This window comes from Paenibacillus terrae, from assembly GCF_000943545.1.
Taxonomy (GTDB): Bacteria; Bacillota; Bacilli; order Paenibacillales; family Paenibacillaceae; genus Paenibacillus; species Paenibacillus terrae_A.
Map to the genome: position 1 here is coordinate 37,553 of NZ_JTHP01000029.1, position 20,889 is coordinate 58,441.

The 20,889-nt window shown below is 50.0% G+C and carries 17 protein-coding genes; 2 read left to right on the forward strand and 15 right to left on the reverse strand.

Features of this window, described 5'->3' with window-relative positions; all coding sequences use genetic code 11:
* Positions 1-106: 106 nt before the first annotated feature.
* The 3 genes from QD47_RS15090 to ftsE all read right to left on the reverse strand — a co-directional run bounded on the left by QD47_RS15090 (position 107) and on the right by ftsE (position 3,068).
* Complete coding sequence (locus QD47_RS15090; RefSeq protein ID WP_044646914.1) at positions 107-1,390, reverse strand: murein hydrolase activator EnvC family protein; 1,284 nt, start codon at positions 1,388-1,390, stop codon at positions 107-109.
* Between the two features lie 84 nt (positions 1,391-1,474).
* Positions 1,475-2,392 (reverse strand): permease-like cell division protein FtsX, encoded by a 918-nt coding sequence (ftsX, locus tag QD47_RS15095; protein ID WP_044646915.1) that lies wholly within the window; start codon positions 2,390-2,392, stop codon positions 1,475-1,477.
* Positions 2,382-3,068, reverse strand: coding sequence for a cell division ATP-binding protein FtsE (gene ftsE, locus QD47_RS15100; protein ID WP_014278394.1), 687 nt, complete (start codon positions 3,066-3,068; stop codon positions 2,382-2,384). Before ftsE ends, ftsX begins: the two co-directional genes overlap by 11 nt.
* Positions 3,069-3,415: 347 nt before the next feature.
* Here ftsE and QD47_RS15105 point away from each other — a divergent pair, with 347 nt between their 5' ends.
* Positions 3,416-4,834, forward strand: coding sequence for a VanW family protein (locus QD47_RS15105; protein WP_044646916.1), 1,419 nt, complete (start codon positions 3,416-3,418; stop codon positions 4,832-4,834).
* Between the two features lie 95 nt (positions 4,835-4,929).
* Here QD47_RS15105 and QD47_RS15110 read toward each other — a convergent pair whose 3' ends face one another.
* Positions 4,930-6,075, reverse strand: coding sequence for an S-layer homology domain-containing protein (locus QD47_RS15110; RefSeq protein WP_044646917.1), 1,146 nt, complete (start codon positions 6,073-6,075; stop codon positions 4,930-4,932).
* Positions 6,076-6,307: 232 nt separating this feature from the next.
* On the opposite strand from QD47_RS15110, the gene QD47_RS15115 reads away from it, so the two are divergent.
* The gene (locus QD47_RS15115) at positions 6,308-7,096 is read left to right on the forward strand and encodes an alpha/beta hydrolase (protein ID WP_044646918.1); all 789 of its coding nucleotides are present in this window, start codon (positions 6,308-6,310) and stop codon (positions 7,094-7,096) included.
* 113 nt (positions 7,097-7,209) lie between these two features.
* On the opposite strand, the gene QD47_RS15120 is transcribed toward QD47_RS15115, so the two are convergent.
* The 11 genes from QD47_RS15120 to argJ form a co-directional block, all read right to left on the reverse strand.
* Positions 7,210-8,841, reverse strand: coding sequence for an ArnT family glycosyltransferase (locus QD47_RS15120; protein WP_044646919.1), 1,632 nt, complete (start codon positions 8,839-8,841; stop codon positions 7,210-7,212).
* Positions 8,842-8,887: 46 nt separating this feature from the next.
* Positions 8,888-9,307 (reverse strand): GtrA family protein, encoded by a 420-nt coding sequence (locus tag QD47_RS15125; protein ID WP_044646920.1) that lies wholly within the window; start codon positions 9,305-9,307, stop codon positions 8,888-8,890.
* On the reverse strand, positions 9,270-10,277 hold the full coding sequence (locus tag QD47_RS15130) for a glycosyltransferase family 2 protein (RefSeq protein WP_044646921.1): 1,008 nt from the start codon (positions 10,275-10,277) through the stop codon (positions 9,270-9,272). Before QD47_RS15130 ends, QD47_RS15125 begins: the two co-directional genes overlap by 38 nt.
* A gap of 23 nt (positions 10,278-10,300) precedes the next feature.
* A complete protein-coding gene (locus tag QD47_RS15135; protein WP_044646922.1) occupies positions 10,301-12,763 on the reverse strand; it encodes a glycosyltransferase family 2 protein in 2,463 nt (820 codons plus the stop codon).
* Positions 12,756-13,007 (reverse strand): hypothetical protein, encoded by a 252-nt coding sequence (locus QD47_RS15140; RefSeq protein ID WP_044646923.1) that lies wholly within the window; start codon positions 13,005-13,007, stop codon positions 12,756-12,758. Before QD47_RS15140 ends, QD47_RS15135 begins: the two co-directional genes overlap by 8 nt.
* Before the next feature lie 514 nt (positions 13,008-13,521).
* Complete coding sequence (gene argH, locus QD47_RS15145) at positions 13,522-14,934, reverse strand: argininosuccinate lyase (protein WP_044646924.1); 1,413 nt, start codon at positions 14,932-14,934, stop codon at positions 13,522-13,524.
* Between the two features lie 89 nt (positions 14,935-15,023).
* Complete coding sequence (locus QD47_RS15150; RefSeq protein ID WP_044646925.1) at positions 15,024-16,259, reverse strand: argininosuccinate synthase; 1,236 nt, start codon at positions 16,257-16,259, stop codon at positions 15,024-15,026.
* 114 nt (positions 16,260-16,373) lie between these two features.
* The gene (gene argF / locus QD47_RS15155) at positions 16,374-17,330 is read right to left on the reverse strand and encodes an ornithine carbamoyltransferase (RefSeq protein ID WP_044646926.1); all 957 of its coding nucleotides are present in this window, start codon (positions 17,328-17,330) and stop codon (positions 16,374-16,376) included.
* Between the two features lie 43 nt (positions 17,331-17,373).
* Positions 17,374-18,642, reverse strand: coding sequence for an acetylornithine transaminase (locus QD47_RS15160; protein ID WP_044646927.1), 1,269 nt, complete (start codon positions 18,640-18,642; stop codon positions 17,374-17,376).
* Positions 18,643-18,681: 39 nt separating this feature from the next.
* Positions 18,682-19,521, reverse strand: coding sequence for an acetylglutamate kinase (gene argB / locus QD47_RS15165; protein ID WP_044646928.1), 840 nt, complete (start codon positions 19,519-19,521; stop codon positions 18,682-18,684).
* 80 nt (positions 19,522-19,601) lie between these two features.
* Positions 19,602-20,828, reverse strand: coding sequence for a bifunctional glutamate N-acetyltransferase/amino-acid acetyltransferase ArgJ (argJ, locus tag QD47_RS15170; RefSeq protein ID WP_044646929.1), 1,227 nt, complete (start codon positions 20,826-20,828; stop codon positions 19,602-19,604).
* Between the last annotated feature and the right edge of the window lie 61 nt (positions 20,829-20,889).

Genomic DNA, 20,889 nt, shown 5'->3' on the forward strand with positions numbered 1-20,889 from the left:
ATCCTACTCTGTGTTTCAATGCACATGTTCTGCGCCGGGTATCAAGCTATGAAGGCAAAGCCCTATCTACAACCGTATTGGCTACAAATAGGGCTTCCCTTTTCAACTATAGATAGTTCATCGGATTTACTGGTTTGTTATTCTCGCGCACCTCAAAATGACAGTGGGGTCCTGTTGAATTGCCCGTCGAACCAACTTCTGCAATTTTTTGACCGCGTTTCACAGTCTGTCCTGTACGTACCACCGTACCGCCATTGCGAATATGTCCGTACAGAGTCCATAGCCCGTCTCCGTGGTCAATCACAACCGTGTTTCCATACCCACTCCACCATTCCGCAACAATGACAACACCGTCTTCTGCTGCATGAATGTCGGTTCCCTGTGGAGCTGCCATATCAATGCCTGTATGGCCTTTAAGCTTGCCGGTAATCGGATGTACCCGCATACCAAACGTAGATGAGAGTCGGTAATTGGATACAGGCAAAGCCAATGTGCCCGATCCACCCGTATACGTACTGGCTGCCGCATGACTGGAATTCGAGCCTGCGCCTGAGGATGAAGAAGCATATCGCTTGGCTTCAGCAGCACGTGCAGCCGCTCTAGCACGTGCCGCTTTAGCCGCCTGCTCCGCTCTGAGCTTGTTTTTCTCCTGCACCAGACCCACACGTTTGTTAGCGAGGGCTACCAGCATATCATTTTGCTCTTCACTGATTTCATCCGACTCAGCAATATCATGATCATAATTGGCTATCAATCTTTGCTTCTCTTGCTCCTTCGAATTCAGTTCTGCTTTGGCACCCTGTTTAAGGGCATACAGCTTCTTGGCATTTTTATATTCCGTGTCGAGCTGCTTCTTCTTGCTTACGACCAGAGCCTTGTCCTTTTTATGCTCGTCCAACAGGATTTGATCCTGCTCCACGATCGTTTTCAGGGAATCCACCCGGCTGAGGAAATCGCTAAAGCTGGCCGAAGACATAAGCACGTCCATATACGAGACCGTTCCGTCCGTATACATCAAGCGCACACGGGTTTCCAGCATCTTTTCACGTGCCTGAATGCGGTCAATGGCTTCAGATAAATCTTTTTTGGTTGCACGCAGATTATCTTCGGTTTGATCAATCTGGACCGCTACACGAGTCAACTGGTCGCTGACGCTGTTAATCTGGTCGAGTACAATTTTCAGGTTTTGTACGGTTTTATTTTTGTAATGTTGGGCATACTGTTTATCTTGAGCTGCCTTTTCCTGCTGTTGCTTGGCAGATTGGGCCTGCTTTTCCAAATGATTCAGTTGCGAATTGATTTCATGCATGCTTTTGGCATATCCGTCAGAGGGCTGGATTAGCAATGCGGCTACCAGGGTAGCGGCCAACACAGATCCTGTTTTTTTCAACTTGCACTCCCCATCCTTTATCGCAAAATAACACCGGCTTCCCCGTTCTAAAGAATACCGACTGTGACGTCCACCAATGAATTTTTATACTTTCAAGAACTTGCGCATGGATAGGGTACTGCCTACAATCCCGACGAGCATCCCCAAAATGATTAGCAAGGCACTCAATTGAATCCAAACGCCCTGAAGCGGCATAAGCTTCAACATGTTCAGTGCAATATCGCCTTGAACGGCTGTAAGCAAACGCTGATAACCAGCAAACAAAATACCTACCGTAATCACGGAACCCATCAGGCCAATAAGCGCACCTTCAATAAAAAACGGCCATCGTATAAAAAAGTTGGTCGCACCAACCAGTTTCATAATGCCAATCTCTTTGCGTCGTGCCAGAATGGTCACGCGGATCGTATTCGAAATCAGGAACATGGACATAAGCCCCAATCCAGCTACGAATACAAAGCCCACATTACGGATGAGCTTGGTAATGGTGAAGAGCGTCTCCACGGTACCTTTTCCATAACGGACCTTTAAAATCGGTTTCTCCGGATGTATCGTGTTCAGCTTCTCAATCTTCTCAGCCACAAATGGGACCGTCGTCGGTTCAATGACCTCTACAACGATTTTGTCTGGAAGCGGATTGCTGTCCTTATCAAAACCTTCCAGCAGCTCCTTGCCGCTGTCTCCCAAATCTTTTCGCAGCTCCTCCAAGCCTTGAGCTTTGGTGATAAAGGTGGTTTTGCTAATTTCCGGCATCGCCGCGATTTCCTTTTGCAGCGTTTCACGCATGTTTTGTTCTACATTCAGCTCCAAAAATACGTTAACCTCCACCTGGCTATCCGCTTGGTCAGCCAGGGAGTTGACGTTGAGCACCAGCATAATAAACACGCCCAGTATAAGCAGTGACACAACAATCGAGGTGACGGATGCCACGGACATCCAGCCATTGCGGAATATGTTTTTGAAGCCTTCCCGCAGATGACGCAAGAAGGTATTAAAAGTCATATCCGTACTCCCCTCTCACCTGATCTCTTACGATGTTGCCATTTTCAATGGCAATGACGCGTTTACGCATAGAGTTTACGATGTCCTTATTGTGTGTCGCCATAACAATGGTCGTGCCGCGAAAATTAATTTCGTCCAGCAACTGCATGATCTCCCACGATGTTTCGGGGTCCAGATTACCTGTGGGTTCATCGGCAATGATCACGGACGGATTGTTGACGATAGCCCGTGCGATAGCTACGCGCTGCTGCTCCCCACCGGAAAGCTGGGCAGGCTCGCGATTCATTTTCGTTTTCAAGCCAACCAGTTCGAGCACTTCCGGCACCCGCTTGCGAATCAGCTTCTTGGGAGCCTCAATGACTTCCATCGCAAAAGCGACATTCTCATAGGCCGTCAAACGCGGCAAAAGCCGGAAATCCTGAAAAATGACTCCGATGTTGCGACGAACGTAGGGAATTTTACGCTGCTTGAGCTTCCCGATATTAAATCCATTAACTGAAATTTGCCCCTTGGTCGGTACTTCTTCTCTATAAATAAGCTTCATAAAAGTCGATTTACCCGCCCCGGACGGGCCGACTACGTATACGAATTCATTACGGTCAATTTTGACCGACACTCCCTGAAGTGCATGGGTTCCATTAGTATAGGTCTTCCACACATCCTGCATTTCAATCACTCGATCACTTCCCGCTGCTTAATCAGATTACGTATAACTGAGCATTTTGCAACAATCCCAAGAGCGATTTCAAATCAGCAATATAGAGATCGAAACGGTTTAGTTCGTCTATATATTGTCTTTCGAGCGTTGGGAATCGAATGATGCAAAATGCTGATAACTTAATATCCATTCGACATATTCCATGCATTTCCTTTAAAAAGTCCTGTATTTCATCATACCGTTTATCATTGTAACAAATTTGTTACCTGAATAGTACCGAAAGTTTTCTGCTTTTGGCACATATATATGAATATTATGGCACATGAATACGCTGCCAAGCTTACGAGACAGGAGACAGCCGTATTATGAAAAAAATTCATTTATCCTTCATCTGGATATGGACTGTAATTCTGGCGCTGGCCATGTTGTGGGGAGGACTACATTTGTACGCCGACAGGCAAACGCTGCCGAAGGGCGTAACAGTCGGAGGAGTCAATATGGGAAATATGGATAAAACAGCTGCGCTCCGACTGCTGGACACAAAGCTGAATGCATTGAAGCAACGCCCCCTGATCCTGACGGACAGCGACAGTAGCGCGCAGGATATCAAGCTTACGCTCAGGGAAGCGGGTATCCACTATGAAGCGAAGGCATTCCGTGATGCCGTGAATGCGCTCGTCTCGGAGCATCTTTGGACTCGTGCGCAGACGCGGTTTTCCTTTGGAAAAGAATGGACCATCACACCTTCCCGGCAGGGGTCAGCCTTGCAGGCCAGGTTCGGAGCTAATTGGGAGGAACAGCGTTACGGCAAGCCTGTCAATGCCGTGCGCCAGATCGACGGGGACGATCAGATTCGCTATATTCCCGGCCGCTCTGCCAGGCGCCTGGATTGGCCCAAACTGGGCGTAGCGCTGGATAAGGCGCTGCCCAAGGATTTTACTGCTTCCGGGGAGCCGGTGCGGGTGGAGTTGCCGTTTCGTCAACTAGAGCCGGACATTACGGTGGACGGTCTGCGGAGCGAAGGGATTGAGCGCAAAATTGTCCAGTTTTCCACCAGCCTCAGCAGCAGCTCGGAAGGACGTGTGTACAACGTCAATTCGGCGGCAAGCACCGTTGACGGTTTGATTCTCAAGCCGGGCGAGATATTCGATTATGGTCAAATCATTGCCAAGGCTGAGCGCACACACGGCTTTCGTGAAGCCCCGGTGATCGTAAACGGGCAGCTGGAACCGGGCATTGGCGGCGGGATTTGTCAGGTATCCAGCACCGTCTATAATGCGGCGCTGCGAGTCGGTCTGGACATTGTTGAGCGCCGCAACCATTCCTTGCCGGTCAGCTACCTGCCCAAAGGTCAGGATGCAACTTTTGCTACAGGATCTATCAATTTCCGCTTCAAAAACAATACAGGCAAACATTTGCTCCTTCGTGCCGCTGTCCAAAACCGGACGCTTACCGTCAAATTTTTCGGCACATTCCCGCCCAATGTGTCCTATGAGCTGGAATCGCGTACGGTTCGTGTATTACCCATCCCAGAGAAAACAATCCGTAATGACTCACTTTCCCCCGGCTTCTATCAGGTGCTTCGGCAGGGCAAGGCAGGATACGTGGTGGAAACGTACCGAATGAAGATCGTAGATGGCAAGACCGTGGAACGCACCCGAATCAGCCGTGATACCTACCGTGCGCAGCAGCGTATTGTGGCTGTTCACAGCGGAAGCACATCGCCTGAGCCGCAAACACGCGAACAGCAGGAGCCTATTATAGAAGACGGCATAAGTGAATAAAGCATGCATACAAGCATAACAAAAAATCCCCCTTCGACTACCGCCTGAATTGGTACCAGCGGAGTTAAAGGGGGATTTCAAGTGACGGGATGATTTTACTCGCTGCGTTTGCCTGAAACAGAAATTTCTACAGGCGCACTTTCGCTTCCGTCTGCATCCACTGCTTTGACAACCAGCCTAACAGTGGCTTTTTGAGTAAGCACGCTAATGCTAAACGTACCATCGTCCTTGGCTACTGCACTACCGATTGGCAGATCGTTGGAATAGACGGTTACTGTGGAACCTGCTTTAGCTGTCCCCGTAATCGTACCTTCGCCGTCATGCACTTCGTTTACTTTAAGTGTATCACTGGAAGCTACCGCATCAGTGCTTGTATCTGTCGTTGTGGAGCTGTCCGTAGTCGTATCCGTGCTGTTGTTCGTTGTGCTGTCCGTAGTCGTTTTCGTGCTGTCTGTGCTGGTGCTGCTATCTTCTGTTTCGCTTCCAGGAGCAGTAGACGTGTTACCATACGTCGAATCCGTAACGTTACCGTATGTGGAATCTGTTACCGTTCCGCCAGGAGTCGATGTGAGATTATCAATCGCGCTCATATTGTAACCGGAAGCTGCGTCCAGAATAGCAACCGCTTCTGCACGTGTCAGCGACTTCAATGGCTGGAATTTACCATCAGGATAACCGTTGATGATTTTTTGCTCCGCAGCAGCGGCTACACTTTTCTTCGCCCATGATCCGATTTTGTCGGAGTCTATGAACTTGGTAACATCTGCCGCGTTACCTGCTGTCAGTCCAATGGCCTTGCCCACAATAGCGGCAGCTTCCTGACGCGTTACTTTTCCATTCGGTTTGAGCTTGTTATCTGCATAGCCGCTTATGTAACCTGCATTCACGGCATTTGTCAGTTCATTGAATGCCCAGTGCGAAGCTGGTACATCTGTGAACGTTCTGTTTCCATTACCGTTTACCTGAACACTGTCCGCATACGTTACGTCCGTCACGGGTGGAGTATCCTGCGTGAACGTACCGAGACTACGGTTCAAGAGAACGATAAATTCTGCACGTGTGATGGCCGCATCCGTTTTCACCGCACCGTTTAATTTTCCTGTAGCCGACCAACGTTGTACCTGGTCTCCTGCCCAATGACCGCTTGTATTCTGAGGAGCGGCTGCTGCTGCGCTGAATGCGCTAAGAATAAGACCTGTACTCAATACACCAGTAACTGTGTTTCTGAACTTATTTCCCATACTCTGAATTCCTCCTTATGATTGGCTTCACCATTCTTTTTTAAACACTTTACCAGAAATCAAACCCAAAAAACCCCCAAATTAAAAAAATCGTCCCATATAACCATAACCCGTCCTTATGTAGCATAAATGGGACTCAGGACTTAATACCTAGTTATTCACTAGGATATGTATATTTGGACAGACTACGTTATACTGAAATCACAAAATCCCTAGTAAAAGAGGTTTTCCTATGGCTCTTATTCAATGTCAGTTTTATTCAGAAGTCCTTGGCTTGAGCACATCCATGCATGTTATTCTCCCTCAGGAAACCCGTTCGCAGATAGGACTGGAGGGCAAGCAAGGAACCGGACCACACCCAACACTGTATTTACTGCACGGCCTGTCGGACGATGATTCGATCTGGTTACGCAGAACCTCCATTGAACGCTACGTTGCTTCACTGGGGATTGCTGTTGTAATGCCGCAGATTCACCGGAGTTTTTATACCAATATGGAGCAGGGAGGGGCTTACGGGACCTTTATCAGTGAAGAATTGCCGGCTTTGGCACGCTCCTTCTTCCCTCTGTCCGCCAAGCGGGAAGACAATTTTGTGGCGGGTCTTTCCATGGGCGGGTATGGTGCCTTCAAACTGGCACTCCAACATCCAGAGCGCTTTGCGGCCGCTGCCAGTCTCTCGGGGGTAATAGATTTACACGCGGCACGCATCGACCCTATACATAAAGCGATGAGTTCGGCGGAATGGAGTCACATTTTTGGTCCAGATGAAATACGCGGAACAGATCACGACTTGCTGGAGTTGCTACAACGTCATGCTACCTTGGGAACTTCACTCCCCCTGCTCTACCAATGCTGTGGTACGGAGGATTTTCTGTATGAGGGAAACCAGACCTTTCGTAAAGCGTGCGATACTGCCGGGATTCCACTGACCTACGAAGAGGGTCCAGGGACTCATGAATGGGGATACTGGGACGCGAAAATACAGGATGTACTCGCCTGGTTGCCGCTCAAGGGGCGATAAATAAGTGTAAAAAATACCCGCAGCTTCCCTCGCCGTATCATGGCGAAGTGGTTAAGCTACGGGTATTCATTATGAAGCTATATGCCAATCAAGATTCAGGGTCTTGCCACACATCAAGGAGCTGTCGTCGTAGCCGTAGATGGAGAATCAGATTGTGACTTGGGTAGCACTTTGTACAAGCGCCATTCCCCATTAAACTCGCGTTCGAGCTGAACCCAGGGTGCTCCTTTTTCATACAAATTCGGATACACCATGTTGATTTTACTCAGTGGCATGCCCGACTTGATCTGAGGTACAAGGATATAATCCACATGACTTTCCTGTGGATAGCTTAATGCCCTATTAAACGTATAATCACTTGTGATCAGGAAGCGCTTCGGATACTGGCTATATACAATCATGGTGTAGGCTGAGGCCGAATCGGTCATAATGGTTGACTTTGGCAAATGCTCATCCAGCCAGACTGCAATTTTCCGGTCCGATTCCTGTCTCACATAGTTCACATTCCCTGTTCGTGTGAGGAAGCTGTTCTCATCCGGCGCGATATCCGGGCGAGTCAGTGCATAGGAGAGTAATCCGGCCGTAAGCACCAGACTGACGGACACCAGACCAAAGGCCGCCCGCCGCGCTCTACCCTGGAGCTGACTCAGCTCATACGGCAGCCAGGCGACGGTAATCGGAAACACGTACATAAAATAGCGGAACCATCCATATGAGGATTGCTTCATCATGAGTAAAAATTGTAAACCCGGCACAGACAGGAACAACAGTAAAATAACCAGCGTTCCCCACCGCAACAACCGCCCGCTTAACAGTCGAATGAACAGAATAGCGAACAACGGCACGGAATACCAGAGGGTTTTAGAAGCGATAAATTTCAAGGCAACCAACGGATGATTAAAGATTTCCACGAATTTATCATCATTTAGCAATTCTGCCGATTGCGCCGTGTTGGAATACTCCGAATTAAGGAAATAGAAGGCATTTCCCATAATGAGATAGTTAAAGAAAATCCACAACAGACCGGAAAAAACAACAGGCAGCAGGAGAAGCAGCCAGGTCGCCTCGACCTTATGTAGCTTTTCCCGAAAAGGCAGCTCACGTCTGCCCATGTTCCGGTGAAGAAACAGAATGGCCACGACCACGCCGCCCGCCATCGCCACCCCGAGGGGGACTGCCTCATATCGAGTCCAGAACGCCATGGCAAGCGCTAATCCGGATACGATCAGACTCGCCGTCATGCGGTCCTTGAGCCACAGCGCAAATTCAATCACCGTCATCATAATAAAATATATGTATAGCGAATCGCTCAGCCCGTTGGCACCGAACAATAAAATAAACGGATTCAGCGCATAGAACAGCGCCAGCATCAAGCTCATTCCCGAGCTAAGCCCTGTTCTGACACCCGCCCGATACAGCAGCACAGCTGTCAAAGCGGCAAAGGTAGCACTCAGGATGACAGCCGCCAATCCGTAGGATGCTAATGCCGGAAATAATGGGTACAGCAGTAATATCACCATTTCCAAAAGACTGGGCAACGGATTCCAGATGAATCCGATGGCACCCAAATGCGGATCACGGCTATATAGCACATAAAATGCATTGGCTACGCGACTGAGCGCGTCCGTATGCATGTATCCCAGAACATAACTGAAATAAATGCCTGCGAACAGCTCCAGCGCAAGTATAAACACAAACAGACCTATAACCATCCATCTGTTTGCTGACCATTTGCGAAAGGACATTCCTCTCGTTCCCCCTCAAACTTGTTACGGTGTTTTTTTCTCAAAATTATGAAGTCTCTTTCTGACGCTGTTGTGGAACGGAGAAAATCCAATAGCGATTCCAGATATAATTGTGAACGGGCACGATGATGGTGGTCAGTACCTCACCGATCAGATACGACCAGCCGATCCAGTGAATGGTTGCGTACATCAGACCTGCATTCAAGAGCAGGCCACAGGAGCAGACCAACAAATATTTAAGAAACTGGGTGCGACTCCCCTCCCCGGTAGGCTCGAATGTCCAGTTCCGGTTCAGCACATACGATACAAGCAGCGTGACTACGAATCCGATCGTAGTAGCCGTTACCGCAGGCACCCTGAACAGTTCCACCAGCAGTACAAGTACACCGACATGGATACCTGTACCCAGCAGCCCCACAATGCCATATTTAATGATTGGATACTTTAGATATGAACGTCTGATCATGTTGATTAAACTCCCTGTCCACCCACAATCGGTCAGCGTTCGCTCGTTTGTCTGCAATCAGATAACGAGGTCTGGCTTTGACTTCGTGATATATGGCGGCGATATATTCTCCTACCACTCCGATGGACAGCATCAATACACTGCCGATAATCAAGAGCAGCAAAATAACAGTTGTAAAACCGGTCACAGCGGTACCCGTTAATTTGTGCGCCAAGGTTTGAATTCCCAATATAACTGAAATCAGCATAAAAATGAGTCCCATTAAACTTACTACCCGCAACGGCACGGTTGAAAACGAAACTATTGCTTCCGCTGCCAGCCGAACCAGTCCCAACGGACTCCAGCGACTGGGGCCCTCCTCCCGAGGAGCCACCCGGAACGAAATCTGGGTTTTGCGGAAACCAAGCCAGGCCGTCATCCCGCGAAAAAATGGAATCCGTTCAGGCATCGCCATCCAGGCATCCACCACCCGGCGATCCAGCAGCTTATAATCCGAGGCATCTTTGAGGTTAAAGCCCGTCAAACGGTTCAAGGTCGCGTAGAACAATGAAGCCCCAAACTTTTTGCCTACCGACTCTTCTCCACGGAATTCCTTCACACATTCGACCAGATCGTAACCCTCATCCTGCCATAAACGCACCATTTCCCCAATCATCTCAGGAGGATGCTGCAAATCTCCGTCCATGACGATGATGGCATCGCCGGAGGCGTTTTCCAGACCTGCGCACAGCGCTAGCTCCTTGCCGAAGTTCCGGCTGAGCCGAAGTGCGAGCAGAGAAGGCATACGACGGGACAATTCGGACAGCTTGAGCCACGTATCGTCTCTGGAACCGTCATCTATGACAATCAGCTCATAGCGTGAAGTGACCACAGACAGCACCCCATCAATCACCTTGAGTGAACGCTCCAGATGTGAGCTTTCATTATACATGGGAATGACAACAGATAAAAAAGGTGTTTTTGTCTCCATTCTTGCTCCTTCTTTCTTCATATTCAGGAGGACTGTGCCGGGGCTTCATCCAGGTCATGCATATCGGTCAGACCATGCGTCGTCTTCTCCCAATAGAACGGCTTGGTAATGAGCTGCCAGGCTGCCTTCACCGCAGCAATACTCATAAGTACCCAATACAGCGGAGAGAGAAGCCCATATTTGACCATGGAATATGAAAATGTACGTTCACCGCGCTCTTCCAGTTCCCCGATGACCCAATACATTCCGGCCACGTTACTGAATACGAACAAAAAGTTACCGATATAAAATTCCGCGCTGGCCAGGTAATACACATATCCCGGGAACAGCTTGGGAATAAAGGCCATTTCCCAACCAAACCATAAAATCAGCAATCCCCAAAAAATTGGATTCAACAAAGGCAGCATCGGTGTCGCCAAAATCATTACCTGAAAGCCGAAAAAGCCTTTCCAGCCCACCTCACGCACCAACTTCACCGGATTGCGCATATGAACCAGCCATGTCTGCATATATCCCTTGATCCAGCGTGACCGCTGACGAATCCAGTTCCCTACGCGACTGTTCGCTTCCTCCCATGTACGGGAATCGACAATGGCGGTTTTGTAACCGCCTTTATACAGACGTATACCCAGATCGGCATCCTCGGTTACATTGTAGGGGTCCCACGCATTGATATCTTTGAGCACGGATACCCGAAAATGATTGGATGTTCCGCCCAAAGGAATAGGCGTATCTAACTGCATAATACCCGGCAGCAGCAGTTCGAACCACATACTGTATTCCTGCGTGAACCAGCGGGTCAGCAAATTTTGCGTACTGTTAAAATAGTTGAGCTTCGCTTGAATACACGCATAATGCTCAGGGAGCGAGTCGAACGCCGCAATGACCTTTTTTAGCTGGTCGGAGTCGGGACGATCCTCGGCATCATAAATAACCACAAATTCGCCGCGCGCCCGAATAAGTCCGTAGTTACACGCCTTCGGCTTGGTTTTGGGCAAGCCGTCAGGGACGACCAGTGTCGTATAATAGGCGGGCAGCTTCATTTCACGAAGCAGCTCAATGGTCTCAATATCGTCCTCTTCAATCAGCAGCCGCACATCCAGCTTGGATTTTGGATAATCAAGCTGCTCCAAATTCCGCAGCAGCATCGGAAGCACGCCCGCCTCCTTGTACATCGGTACGAGAATCGTATAGATCGGCAGCTTTTTCTCATCCATGGCGTCGACCTCTTCCTTCGTGAAGCGAAGCTGCGCCCCACGCCGGGAACCGAGATAAATAATACCAAATTTAAATAGCGTCATGGCAAAATAAAACAGCTGAATCAGCATATTGATGATCAGCACCGTATTCCAGCTGTTCCAGAAAAGACCGAGCAGCGTAATCACGCCCATCGCCGCGAACACCCACAGTTGTCCCTTCGTAAAGGTCGTGCGCGCCGAATTATGCGGCTCTTTTTCCAACAATCCGGTCGTGCTCTCCTGCATCATTTCTTCACCGTAGATTTTACCCCAGAGCTGCTCCATCTCTTCCTTGGTCGCCAGCACCTGCTCCACCGGCATGCCGAGAATGTCCTCCAGCTTCAAGCGCCGCTCTTCCGGCAACGGATCACTGACCGCCACAATATAGCGGTTCATATATTCATGAATGACGACCACGCCGTAAGCCATGGCCACCTGCTCGGGTAACTTATAGGCTGCATCCAGTGCCAGCTCTTCACCAATACGGCCGATCCGGTTCTGTGTAGCAATCGCGCGGTACAAATCCGCAGGCTCCAGCATTTGCAATGACAGCAAAATATCGCCGAGCAGCCCGCCGCTCTTCGCTTGGAACTCCAGTGCGCGCTCTAGCTGCTCTGGTGAAATATAGCCGGAACGTACCAGCATGTCGCCCAGTCGCTCTTTGGATTTATCACTATCCACCTGCTCCTGCAACTGCTCTGCGGTAATGAAGCCCATTTCTACCAAAATGTCGCCCAGCCTGCCACCGTAACGTTTTTGGTTTCGGATGGCGTCGGTAAGCTGGTCGCGGGTAATTATGCCGTTGTCCACCAATTGGTCTCCAAGGCGGGCCTTGCCGTTCCGTCCGTTCTGCATTCCCGTGGCGGCCTCTCCGCCTGCGGAACCAGGAGCGCTGGAGACTACTCCCAAGGCGGCTCCTGCCGCAGCCTGTTCCTGTTGGCCGCTAAGATATTGGACTTGCGCCTCCTGCGCTTGTCCATCCTGCACACTTTCATCCAGCAATTGCTCCACCGCTGCTGCCGTATCCGCCGCGCTCTGTAATGCAAGGATTCGCAGTTCCGTATCCTGAAGCCGCCGTTCCAGCTCCTCAATATGAAAATCCAGCTTGTATAACACCGGGGCCTGCTCCGTCCGCTGGGCCTCCAGTTGCTGCTCCAGTCGAGCGATCTGCTGACGCTCTTCTTTTATTCTTCTCTTGGTTTGGGGAATTGAAACTCCCCCAATCTGCCACCTCAGCCTGTCACCCATGGATTCCCGCCCTTTCAATCCAACGCCGCTCTTCTGCGAGCGCATCCGCAAGTAACTGCTTCAACTCTGCATCCCGTTGCTTCTTCCGTTCCAGCGCCGCGTGGAAAAGCTCCCGTTCCTCGCGCAGCAACTCCTCGTCCTTCATCCGCTCTTCGTGCAACGAAGACACCAGCTGATCGGCGTCAGAAGCGCGATAACCGATCCATGCGCTCTTTAACTGCCGCGCCGTTCTTTTGCTTCTCATAATACCTCCCTGAACCGTCCGGACTCTGCCTCTTGATCTGTCCCTGCATCCATGGTCTTACGTCTTCCTGAAAGCAGGACATTTTCTTATTCTCATTTAAACCCTTCGTTTACACATTGATGCAAGTCTTCCAGTCAAGAGAGACCCGTAAAAACCTGACATTTATTCATTTGATACCAGTTCTGTCCTGATGAATTGGTAATACAATTAAAAACTTAGTGCTATTCTACCATACTCGTAGTAGGAGTAGGTATACAATAATGTAAATTCTAGAAACTTTCACACTAATGCATACATAGGTATATAGAACTATTTTATGATTCCTGTGATTGCACCTGTCTAAGAAACCTTACGCAATCTATCATTGTTCAGATCACCATTAAAGCCAAATAACCTTAAAAAGCACAAAAGGCACCCCGGACGGTGCCCTTGCTGTCTTGATATCCTGCTATATGTGCTAAACTATTAAATTCTACACAACGTTCCGCTGCTGCGCAAGAATTCTTTTAGCTGATTAGTTACTCCGTTTGTGCCCTTCAAACCATGTTGACGTGCTGCTCAGAAGCTGTTCACTGCGGCCGATGGCTGCCTGTACCTGTCCGGTTGCAGTTCCACCGTATACATTCCGGGCGTTAACCACCGTTTCCGGTTGAAGCACCTCATAGATACGGTCGTCGAACAAGTCGGAAAACTGCTGGAATTCCTCCAGTGTCAGATCAAGCAAATACTTGCCATGCTGGATGCAATACAGCACGGTTTTGCCGATAACCTCATGCGCCTGACGGAACGGAAGTCCTTTGCCGACGAGGAAATCCGCAATATCTGTCGCATTGGAGAAGTCCTGATTGACCGCTTGACGCATGCGATCCTTGTTCACCTTCATCGTCGCGATCATCGGCGCGAACAATTGCAAAGCCCCTTCCAGCGTAGCGACAGTATCGAACATGCCTTCCTTGTCCTCCTGCATATCCTTGTTGTACGCCAACGGCAAGGATTTCAATACGGTCAGCAGTCCAACGAGATTGCCATAGACGCGTCCGGTTTTACCGCGTACCAGCTCAGGTACGTCCGGGTTTTTCTTCTGCGGCATAATGCTGCTGCCTGTGCAAAAAGCATCATCCAGCTCCACGAAGCCAAACTCCGTGCTGCTCCACAGCACCAGCTCTTCGCTTAGACGCGACAAATGTGTCATGATCAGCGAAGCTCCAGCCAGAAACTCTACGATAAAGTCCCGGTCGCTAACGGCGTCCAGACTATTTTCATACACGCCATCAAAACCCAGTTGCTCGGCTACAAAATGACGGTCTATTGGAAAGGTCGTTCCAGCCAAAGCACCCGCACCGAGCGGTAATACATTAATGCGCTTGTAGCTGTCTTTGAGTCGGTCAATATCGCGCTCCAGCATTGATACATATGCGAGCAAATGATGCGCGAACAAAATAGGCTGCGCCCGCTGCAAATGCGTATATCCGGGTACAATCGTATCCAGATTATCCTTCGCCTGCCCGATTAGTGCGGCTTGTACATCATGCAGCATACCGACCAGCGCCACCACACGTCCGCGCAAATACAAGTGCATATCCGTTGCCACCTGATCATTACGGCTGCGCCCGGTGTGCAGTTTCCCGCCAACCGGACCAATCGCTTCGATCAGATTTTTTTCGATATTCATATGAATATCCTCGTCCGAAACCGAAAATTCAATCTCCCCACGGCGGATACGCTCCAATACCGTGTGTAGTCCTTCCCTGATAGTATCCGCATCGGCCTGCGGAATAATCCCACATTTGCCCAGCATGGCTACATGAGCCAAACTGCCCTGAATATCTTCTTCCGCCAACGCTTGATCAAACCCAATGGAAGCCGTGTATTCCTCTACCAGCTTGTTGGTCTGCTTCGTAAAACGTCCGCCCCATAGCTTACTCATTTTTGCAAGATCCCCTCTCTGCAATACAAGCCGCCCTCGTCGCTTGGACAAGGACGGCCCGCATCCCGTACATTTTTAGGTTAACTCATTTATTTATTATTTTTGGCTACTCCCGCATTGACCTTCAAGCGCAGGGCATTCAAGCGGATAAAGCCAGTTGCATCCCCTTGGTCGTAGGCTTGTGTCGGATCGGCTTCCATTGTCGCAATATCCGGGTTGTACAAGCTGACCGGACTTTTGACACCTGCGCCAATAATATTGCCTTTGTACAGCTTCACGCGCACTGTACCACTGACATTCTTTTGGCTCTCATGAACCAGTGCCTGCAAAGCCACACGCTCCGGCGCGAACCAAAAACCGTTGTAGACCAGCGTAGCATATCGGGTAATCAGACTGTCGCGAAGATTCATAACCTCGCGATCCATCGTGATGGACTCCATTTTGCGATGAGCTGTGAACAGGATCGTACCGCCCGGCGTCTCATACACTCCGCGGCTTTTCATACCGACAAAACGGTTTTCCACCATGTCCACACGTCCAATGCCATGCTTGCCGCCCAGCTCATTCAGCTTTTCCATAACCTGCAACGGGTTTAGCTGCTCTCCGTTCAAAGCGACACAGTTTCCTGCTTCAAACTCCAGCTCCAAATATTCTGCTTCATCAGGAGCATCCTCAGGTGCATTGCTGAGCAAGAACATTTCTTTATTTTCAGGAGCGCTCGGATCAAACCAAGGGTCCTCCAGCACGCCGCTTTCATAACTAATATGCAGCAGATTACGGTCCATGGAGTACGGCTTGGCCGCAGAAGCGGTTACCGGAATATCGTGTTTCTCCGCATAGGCAATCATTTCTGCCCGGCCCGGGAACTGATTGCGGAACTCTTCCAGCCGCCAAGGTGCGATCACCTTGATATCGGGCGTCAACGCCGCCGCATTCAGCTCGAAGCGCACCTGATCGTTGCCTTTGCCTGTCGCGCCGTGAGCGATAGCTGTTGCACCCTCTGCAATCGCAATATCCACCATCCGTTTAGCGATCAATGGACGTGCAATACTCGTTCCGAGCAAATATTGTCCTTCATACAAAGCACCCGCCTGAAACATCGGATAAATAAAATCCTTGGCGAATTCATCACGCAGATCATCAATATACACTTTGGAGGCTCCAGTAGCGAGCGCTTTTTCCTCCAAACCATCCAGTTCTTCCTTCTGTCCGATATCTGCGGTAAACGCTATAATTTCAGCGTCGTAGGTTTCTTTAAGCCATTTCAAAATAACCGACGTATCCAGACCGCCGGAATATGCGAGTACGATTTTTTCTTTTGCCATGATTGAAAGTCCTCCCCGAATGCTTCTAGCCACTATCTTTCATTCACATCTGCATCTAAATCTACAGATCATCTTCCACAAATGCAATCTTTCTAACCATAAAACATAACTTCTTTATCCCATTAAAGCAACCATCAATGCTTTTTGTGCATGCAGACGGTTCTCAGCCTCATCAAAAATCACTGAATTCGGTCCGTCGATTACATCTGCGCTCACTTCTTCGCCACGATGCGCAGGTAGACAGTGCAGGAACAGATAATCCGGCTTCGCCAGCTTAACCAGATCCTCATTCACCTGAAAGTCGGCAAAAGCAAGCTCACGTTCCTTCTGCTCTTCCTCAAAGCCCATGCTCGCCCATACATCCGTGTAGATTGCATCTGCATCCTTTACTGCTTCTTGCGGACTTTGGGTAATCACAATCTCACTGCCGGTTTGCTTGGCAATCTCACGGGAAGCTGCCACAACACTCGGATCAGGCTCATATCCAGCAGGACTTGCAATCGATACATGCACGCCAAGCTTCGCTCCACCAATCAACAGGGAATGCGCCATATTGTTGCCGTCCCCGATGTAGGCCAATTTAAGTCCTTTAAGCTTGCCCTTTTGCTCATACAAGGTCTGATAGTCAGCCAGCACCTGACACGGATGCGCCAAATCACTCAAGCCGTTGATCACAGGAACAGATGCATAACGCGCCAACTCTACAACATTATCGTGTCCGAAGGTGCGGATCATAATGCCATCCAAATAACGAGACATCACCTGTGCCATATCGCTAATAGGCTCACCACGTCCTAGTTGAATGTCGTTTTTACTGAGAAAAAGGGCATGCCCGCCCAATTGAAACATGCCGACTTCAAAAGATACCCGCGTACGTGTAGAGGATTTTTCGAAAATCAGTCCGATCGTTTTCCCCTTCAGCGGCTGATAGGTTTCTCCATTTTTGTGCTTGCGCTTGATTTCGATAGCGAGATCAATTAAATATTGAATTTCTTCGGTCGAGTAGTCATCCAACTCCAGAAAATCCCGCCCTTTTAGATTGATTTGCTGCAATGCCCCGCCCTGGCTCATGCTATCGTCTCCTTTTACACTCTAATCTAGGTAGTTTAACCACCTAAGCAATATGCTCCTGAATCAACTCAGTAATAAGTTCTACAGCCTGATCTATCTCGTCCTTCGTTACATACAGGTTAGGCAACAGGCGAACCACGTTCGGTCCTGCGGTAATGAACAGAATGCCCTTCTTTTGTCCTGCCAAAACAAGTTCTGCCACAGGCTCAGCACACTCGATGCCGACCATCAGGCCTTTTCCACGGATATCCTTCACAAAAGGAATCTCTCCAAGCTGCTTTTGCAGACTTTGGAACAAATACTCGCCCAGCTCAGCCGCACGCTCTGGAAGTTTTTCGTCAATAATCGTTTCAATGGTGGCCTGAACCGCTGCCATAGCAAGCGGAGTACCCCCAAAGGTGGAGCCGTGACTGCCCGCCGTGAACGCTTCGCGCAAATATCCTTTGCCCAGCATCGCACCAACGGAAAAACCACTGCCCAGCCCCTTCGCCAACGTAAAGATATCTGGCTCTATGCCGTAGTGCTCAAAGGAAAACAGCTTGCCTGTACGTCCCATGCCCGTCTGTACCTCATCAATGATCAAAAGCAATCCATGCTCGTTGCAAAGCTTTGTAATCACGTCTACAAAAGCAGGTTCTACCGGATACATTCCGCCTTCTGCCTGCACCATTTCCAGCATGATTGCAGCCGTATTCTCGCTAATCGCCTCTTCGAGCGCAGCCTGATCGTGAAGCGGAACACTTTTGAACCCGGCTGGAAGCGGTAAAAAACCTTCTTTTACTTTATCCTGACCCGTAGCGGTCAAGGTTGCCAGCGTCCGTCCGTGGAAGGATTGCGTGAACGTAATGATCTCGTAGCGTCCGGTCTGCTTCACCTTCTGGTGATAACGACGCGCCAGCTTGATCGCAGCTTCATTCGCTTCTGCGCCGCTGTTGCAGAAGAACACAGCATCTGCGCTGCTATTGGCAGTCAGCAGAGCGGCGGCCCGTTCCTGCCCCGGAATATGAAACAGATTGGATACATGCCATAGTTCATCAATCTGCTTTTTCAAGCGTTCAGCTACAGCCTGTGGCGCATGTCCAAGATTGGTAACAGCAATGCCTGACATGAAATCCAGATAACGCTTGCCCTGATCATCCCACAGCCAGCTACCTTGGCCTTTGACTAGTGAAAGCGGGTATCTTGCGTAGGTTGGAAAAAGAGAGCTTTCTGTCTGCACAGCTGCGGATGCCTTTTCCGTTTGTGCTCCGGCAACGGCTCCGTTCGTACCTGGCGTTTCAACGCTCACCAGCGTATTCGGTTCCTTACTCATTATGTTCACGCTCCTTTTTCGTTTGGTTGTATAGGATGATTACTGCATGCGCACGATGCGCGTTCCAATGGCTTCCCCGCCCAGCACACGGCTTAATACCTGCGGTTCACTGCCGTTCACAATGACAACTTCCCTCACCTTGCCGTGGATGCAGGCAATAGCGGCTCTCACCTTAGGAATCATGCCGCCGTATATTTCACCTGTGCTGATCATATCCTCAATCTCCTGTACGGTGATGGAGTCCAGCACCTTCTTTTCTCCGCCAATCTTTTTCAATATGCCCGGCACATCCGTAACGACGATCATCCGGCTGACTCCAAGATGAGAGGCTACTGCACCCGCCGCTGTATCTGCATTAATGTTGTAGCGCTGACCAGAACGATCAATCCCGATGGGCGCAATAACGGGCATATAGTTCATATCCAGCACACCTGTAATAATCGAAGCCTGAACAGACGTTACTTCTCCGACCCAGCCGACCTCTGCGGCATTCGACACAGGCTTTGCCTCGATTAAATAGCCATCACTGCCCGACAAACCCAGTGCTCGACCTCCGTGCATTCCGATTCTGCGTACAATCTGCTTGTTAATGCTGCCCGCCAGCACCATTTCCACGACATCCAGCACGGGTTCGGTTGTTTTGCGCAACCCGTTGATGAATTCCGTTTCGATGCCCAGCTTCGCCAAATTGTCAGAGATCGCAGGGCCGCCGCCATGTACAATAACAGGTTGCAGGCCTTCCGACTGCAAGCGGGCCAGATCGTCAAAGAAGGAATCAGGCAACGCAGCCAGCGTACTTCCTCCGCATTTCATCACAAAATTACGACGTGCCAATCCCGCATGATTTGCTTGATCCGCGTTTTCCACTGCCGATTGCATATAATCTCCCCTTTTCTCCTCTGCACAGTCTGTGCCATTTTACAATAATGCCAGCATTCCATCCGTGTTTATTCCGTTGTCTATGTCCGATATGCAGCGTTAATCCGCACGTAATCGTAAGTTAAGTCACAGCCCCATGCTGTGGCGGTTCCGTTTCCGTTATGCAAATCCACAATAATCCGCACCGTATCTCCCCGAAGGTAGGAGAGCGCCTCATTTTCATCAAAAGCGACTGGGCTGGACGCGCTCAGCACAACAATATCACCCAAGCGGATGTCTACCGTATCTGGATTGACCGGCTCTCCGGCCCGCCCGACAGCTGCAATAATCCGGCCCCAGTTCGCATCAGCACCAAAAACGGCCGACTTCACCAGACTGGACCCGATCACTGTCTTCGCTATCGCTTGAGCAGATACATCGCTTACCGCGCCGCTCACGGACACCTCTACCAGCTTCGTAGCGCCTTCCCCATCGCGGGCAATTGCCTTCGCCAGTTCACGGCAGATATAGGTGAACGCCTCGGCAAAAGCAGCCCAATCGGGATGTCCTGCGTGCAGCTCACGGTTACCCGCCAGCCCGCTTGCCATCGCGATCAGCATATCGTTCGTGCTCGTATCGCCATCTACTGTAATCATATTAAAGCTGGTATCTGTTGCCTGCTTCAATAGCTGATGAAGTGCAGTCTGCCCAATTGCAGCATCACAGGTCATAAAAGCCAGCATCGTCGCCATGTTCGGATGAATCATGCCGGAGCCCTTCGCCGCCCCGGCGATGTGTACGGTCACACCATCCACTTCAACCGACACGCATGCTTCCTTTTTAACCAAGTCCGTCGTCAGAATGGCTTGGGTAAATTGCTCCGCTCCATCGCTTTCCCCGTTCACACGGCCAGGTAATGCAGATATGCCGCCAAGCACACGGTCCATTTTCAAATGCTCACCAATCACGCCCGTCGATGCAACGGCTACATTGCTCTCCGCAACACCCAGCTCACGAGCAGCAGCCGAGCGCATAGCGTAGGCATCCTGCTCTCCTTGTTGTCCGGTGCAGGCATTGGCGTTCCCGCTGTTCACCACGACCGCTTGCAGCCGACCATCCACGAGGCTCTCGCGAGTCACTTTGAGCGGTGCAGCCTGAAATACATTGGTGGTGTATACCGCTGCGGCTGTAGCCTCAACCTCGCAGCGAATCGCGCCGATATCGTTGCGGTCAGTATTTTTAAGTCCGCAGTGCAATCCTCCGGCTGTAAAGCCGCGCGGGGTAACAATATTCCCCCCGTTTACTACCGTAAACCCTGATTTGCTCATAATTGTGTGCCCTCGTCCGCAACGCTTTCTATAAGTAACGGTTCCATTTGCGAATCCATTC

Excerpts from the sequence above, each read along its gene's own strand:
- QD47_RS15105 (WP_044646916.1), top strand. The coding sequence starts at position 3,416 with ATGAAAAAAATTCATTTATCCTTCATCTGGATATGGACTGTAATTCTG.
- QD47_RS15110 (WP_044646917.1), bottom strand. The coding sequence starts at position 6,075 with ATGGGAAATAAGTTCAGAAACACAGTTACTGGTGTATTGAGTACAGGT.
- ftsX (WP_044646915.1), bottom strand. The coding sequence starts at position 2,392 with ATGACTTTTAATACCTTCTTGCGTCATCTGCGGGAAGGCTTCAAAAAC.
- QD47_RS15160 (WP_044646927.1), bottom strand. The coding sequence starts at position 18,642 with ATGAGTAAGGAACCGAATACGCTGGTGAGCGTTGAAACGCCAGGTACG.
- argH (WP_044646924.1), bottom strand. The coding sequence starts at position 14,934 with ATGAGTAAGCTATGGGGCGGACGTTTTACGAAGCAGACCAACAAGCTG.
- QD47_RS15140 (WP_044646923.1), bottom strand. The coding sequence starts at position 13,007 with ATGAGAAGCAAAAGAACGGCGCGGCAGTTAAAGAGCGCATGGATCGGT.
- QD47_RS15130 (WP_044646921.1), bottom strand. The coding sequence starts at position 10,277 with ATGGAGACAAAAACACCTTTTTTATCTGTTGTCATTCCCATGTATAAT.
- QD47_RS15135 (WP_044646922.1), bottom strand. The coding sequence starts at position 12,763 with ATGGGTGACAGGCTGAGGTGGCAGATTGGGGGAGTTTCAATTCCCCAA.
- QD47_RS15150 (WP_044646925.1), bottom strand. The coding sequence starts at position 16,259 with ATGGCAAAAGAAAAAATCGTACTCGCATATTCCGGCGGTCTGGATACG.
- argF (WP_044646926.1), bottom strand. The coding sequence starts at position 17,330 with ATGAGCCAGGGCGGGGCATTGCAGCAAATCAATCTAAAAGGGCGGGAT.
- QD47_RS15120 (WP_044646919.1), bottom strand. The coding sequence starts at position 8,841 with ATGTCCTTTCGCAAATGGTCAGCAAACAGATGGATGGTTATAGGTCTG.
- argJ (WP_044646929.1), bottom strand. The coding sequence starts at position 20,828 with ATGAGCAAATCAGGGTTTACGGTAGTAAACGGGGGGAATATTGTTACC.
- argB (WP_044646928.1), bottom strand. The coding sequence starts at position 19,521 with ATGCAATCGGCAGTGGAAAACGCGGATCAAGCAAATCATGCGGGATTG.
- QD47_RS15125 (WP_044646920.1), bottom strand. The coding sequence starts at position 9,307 with ATGATCAGACGTTCATATCTAAAGTATCCAATCATTAAATATGGCATT.
- QD47_RS15115 (WP_044646918.1), top strand. The coding sequence starts at position 6,308 with ATGGCTCTTATTCAATGTCAGTTTTATTCAGAAGTCCTTGGCTTGAGC.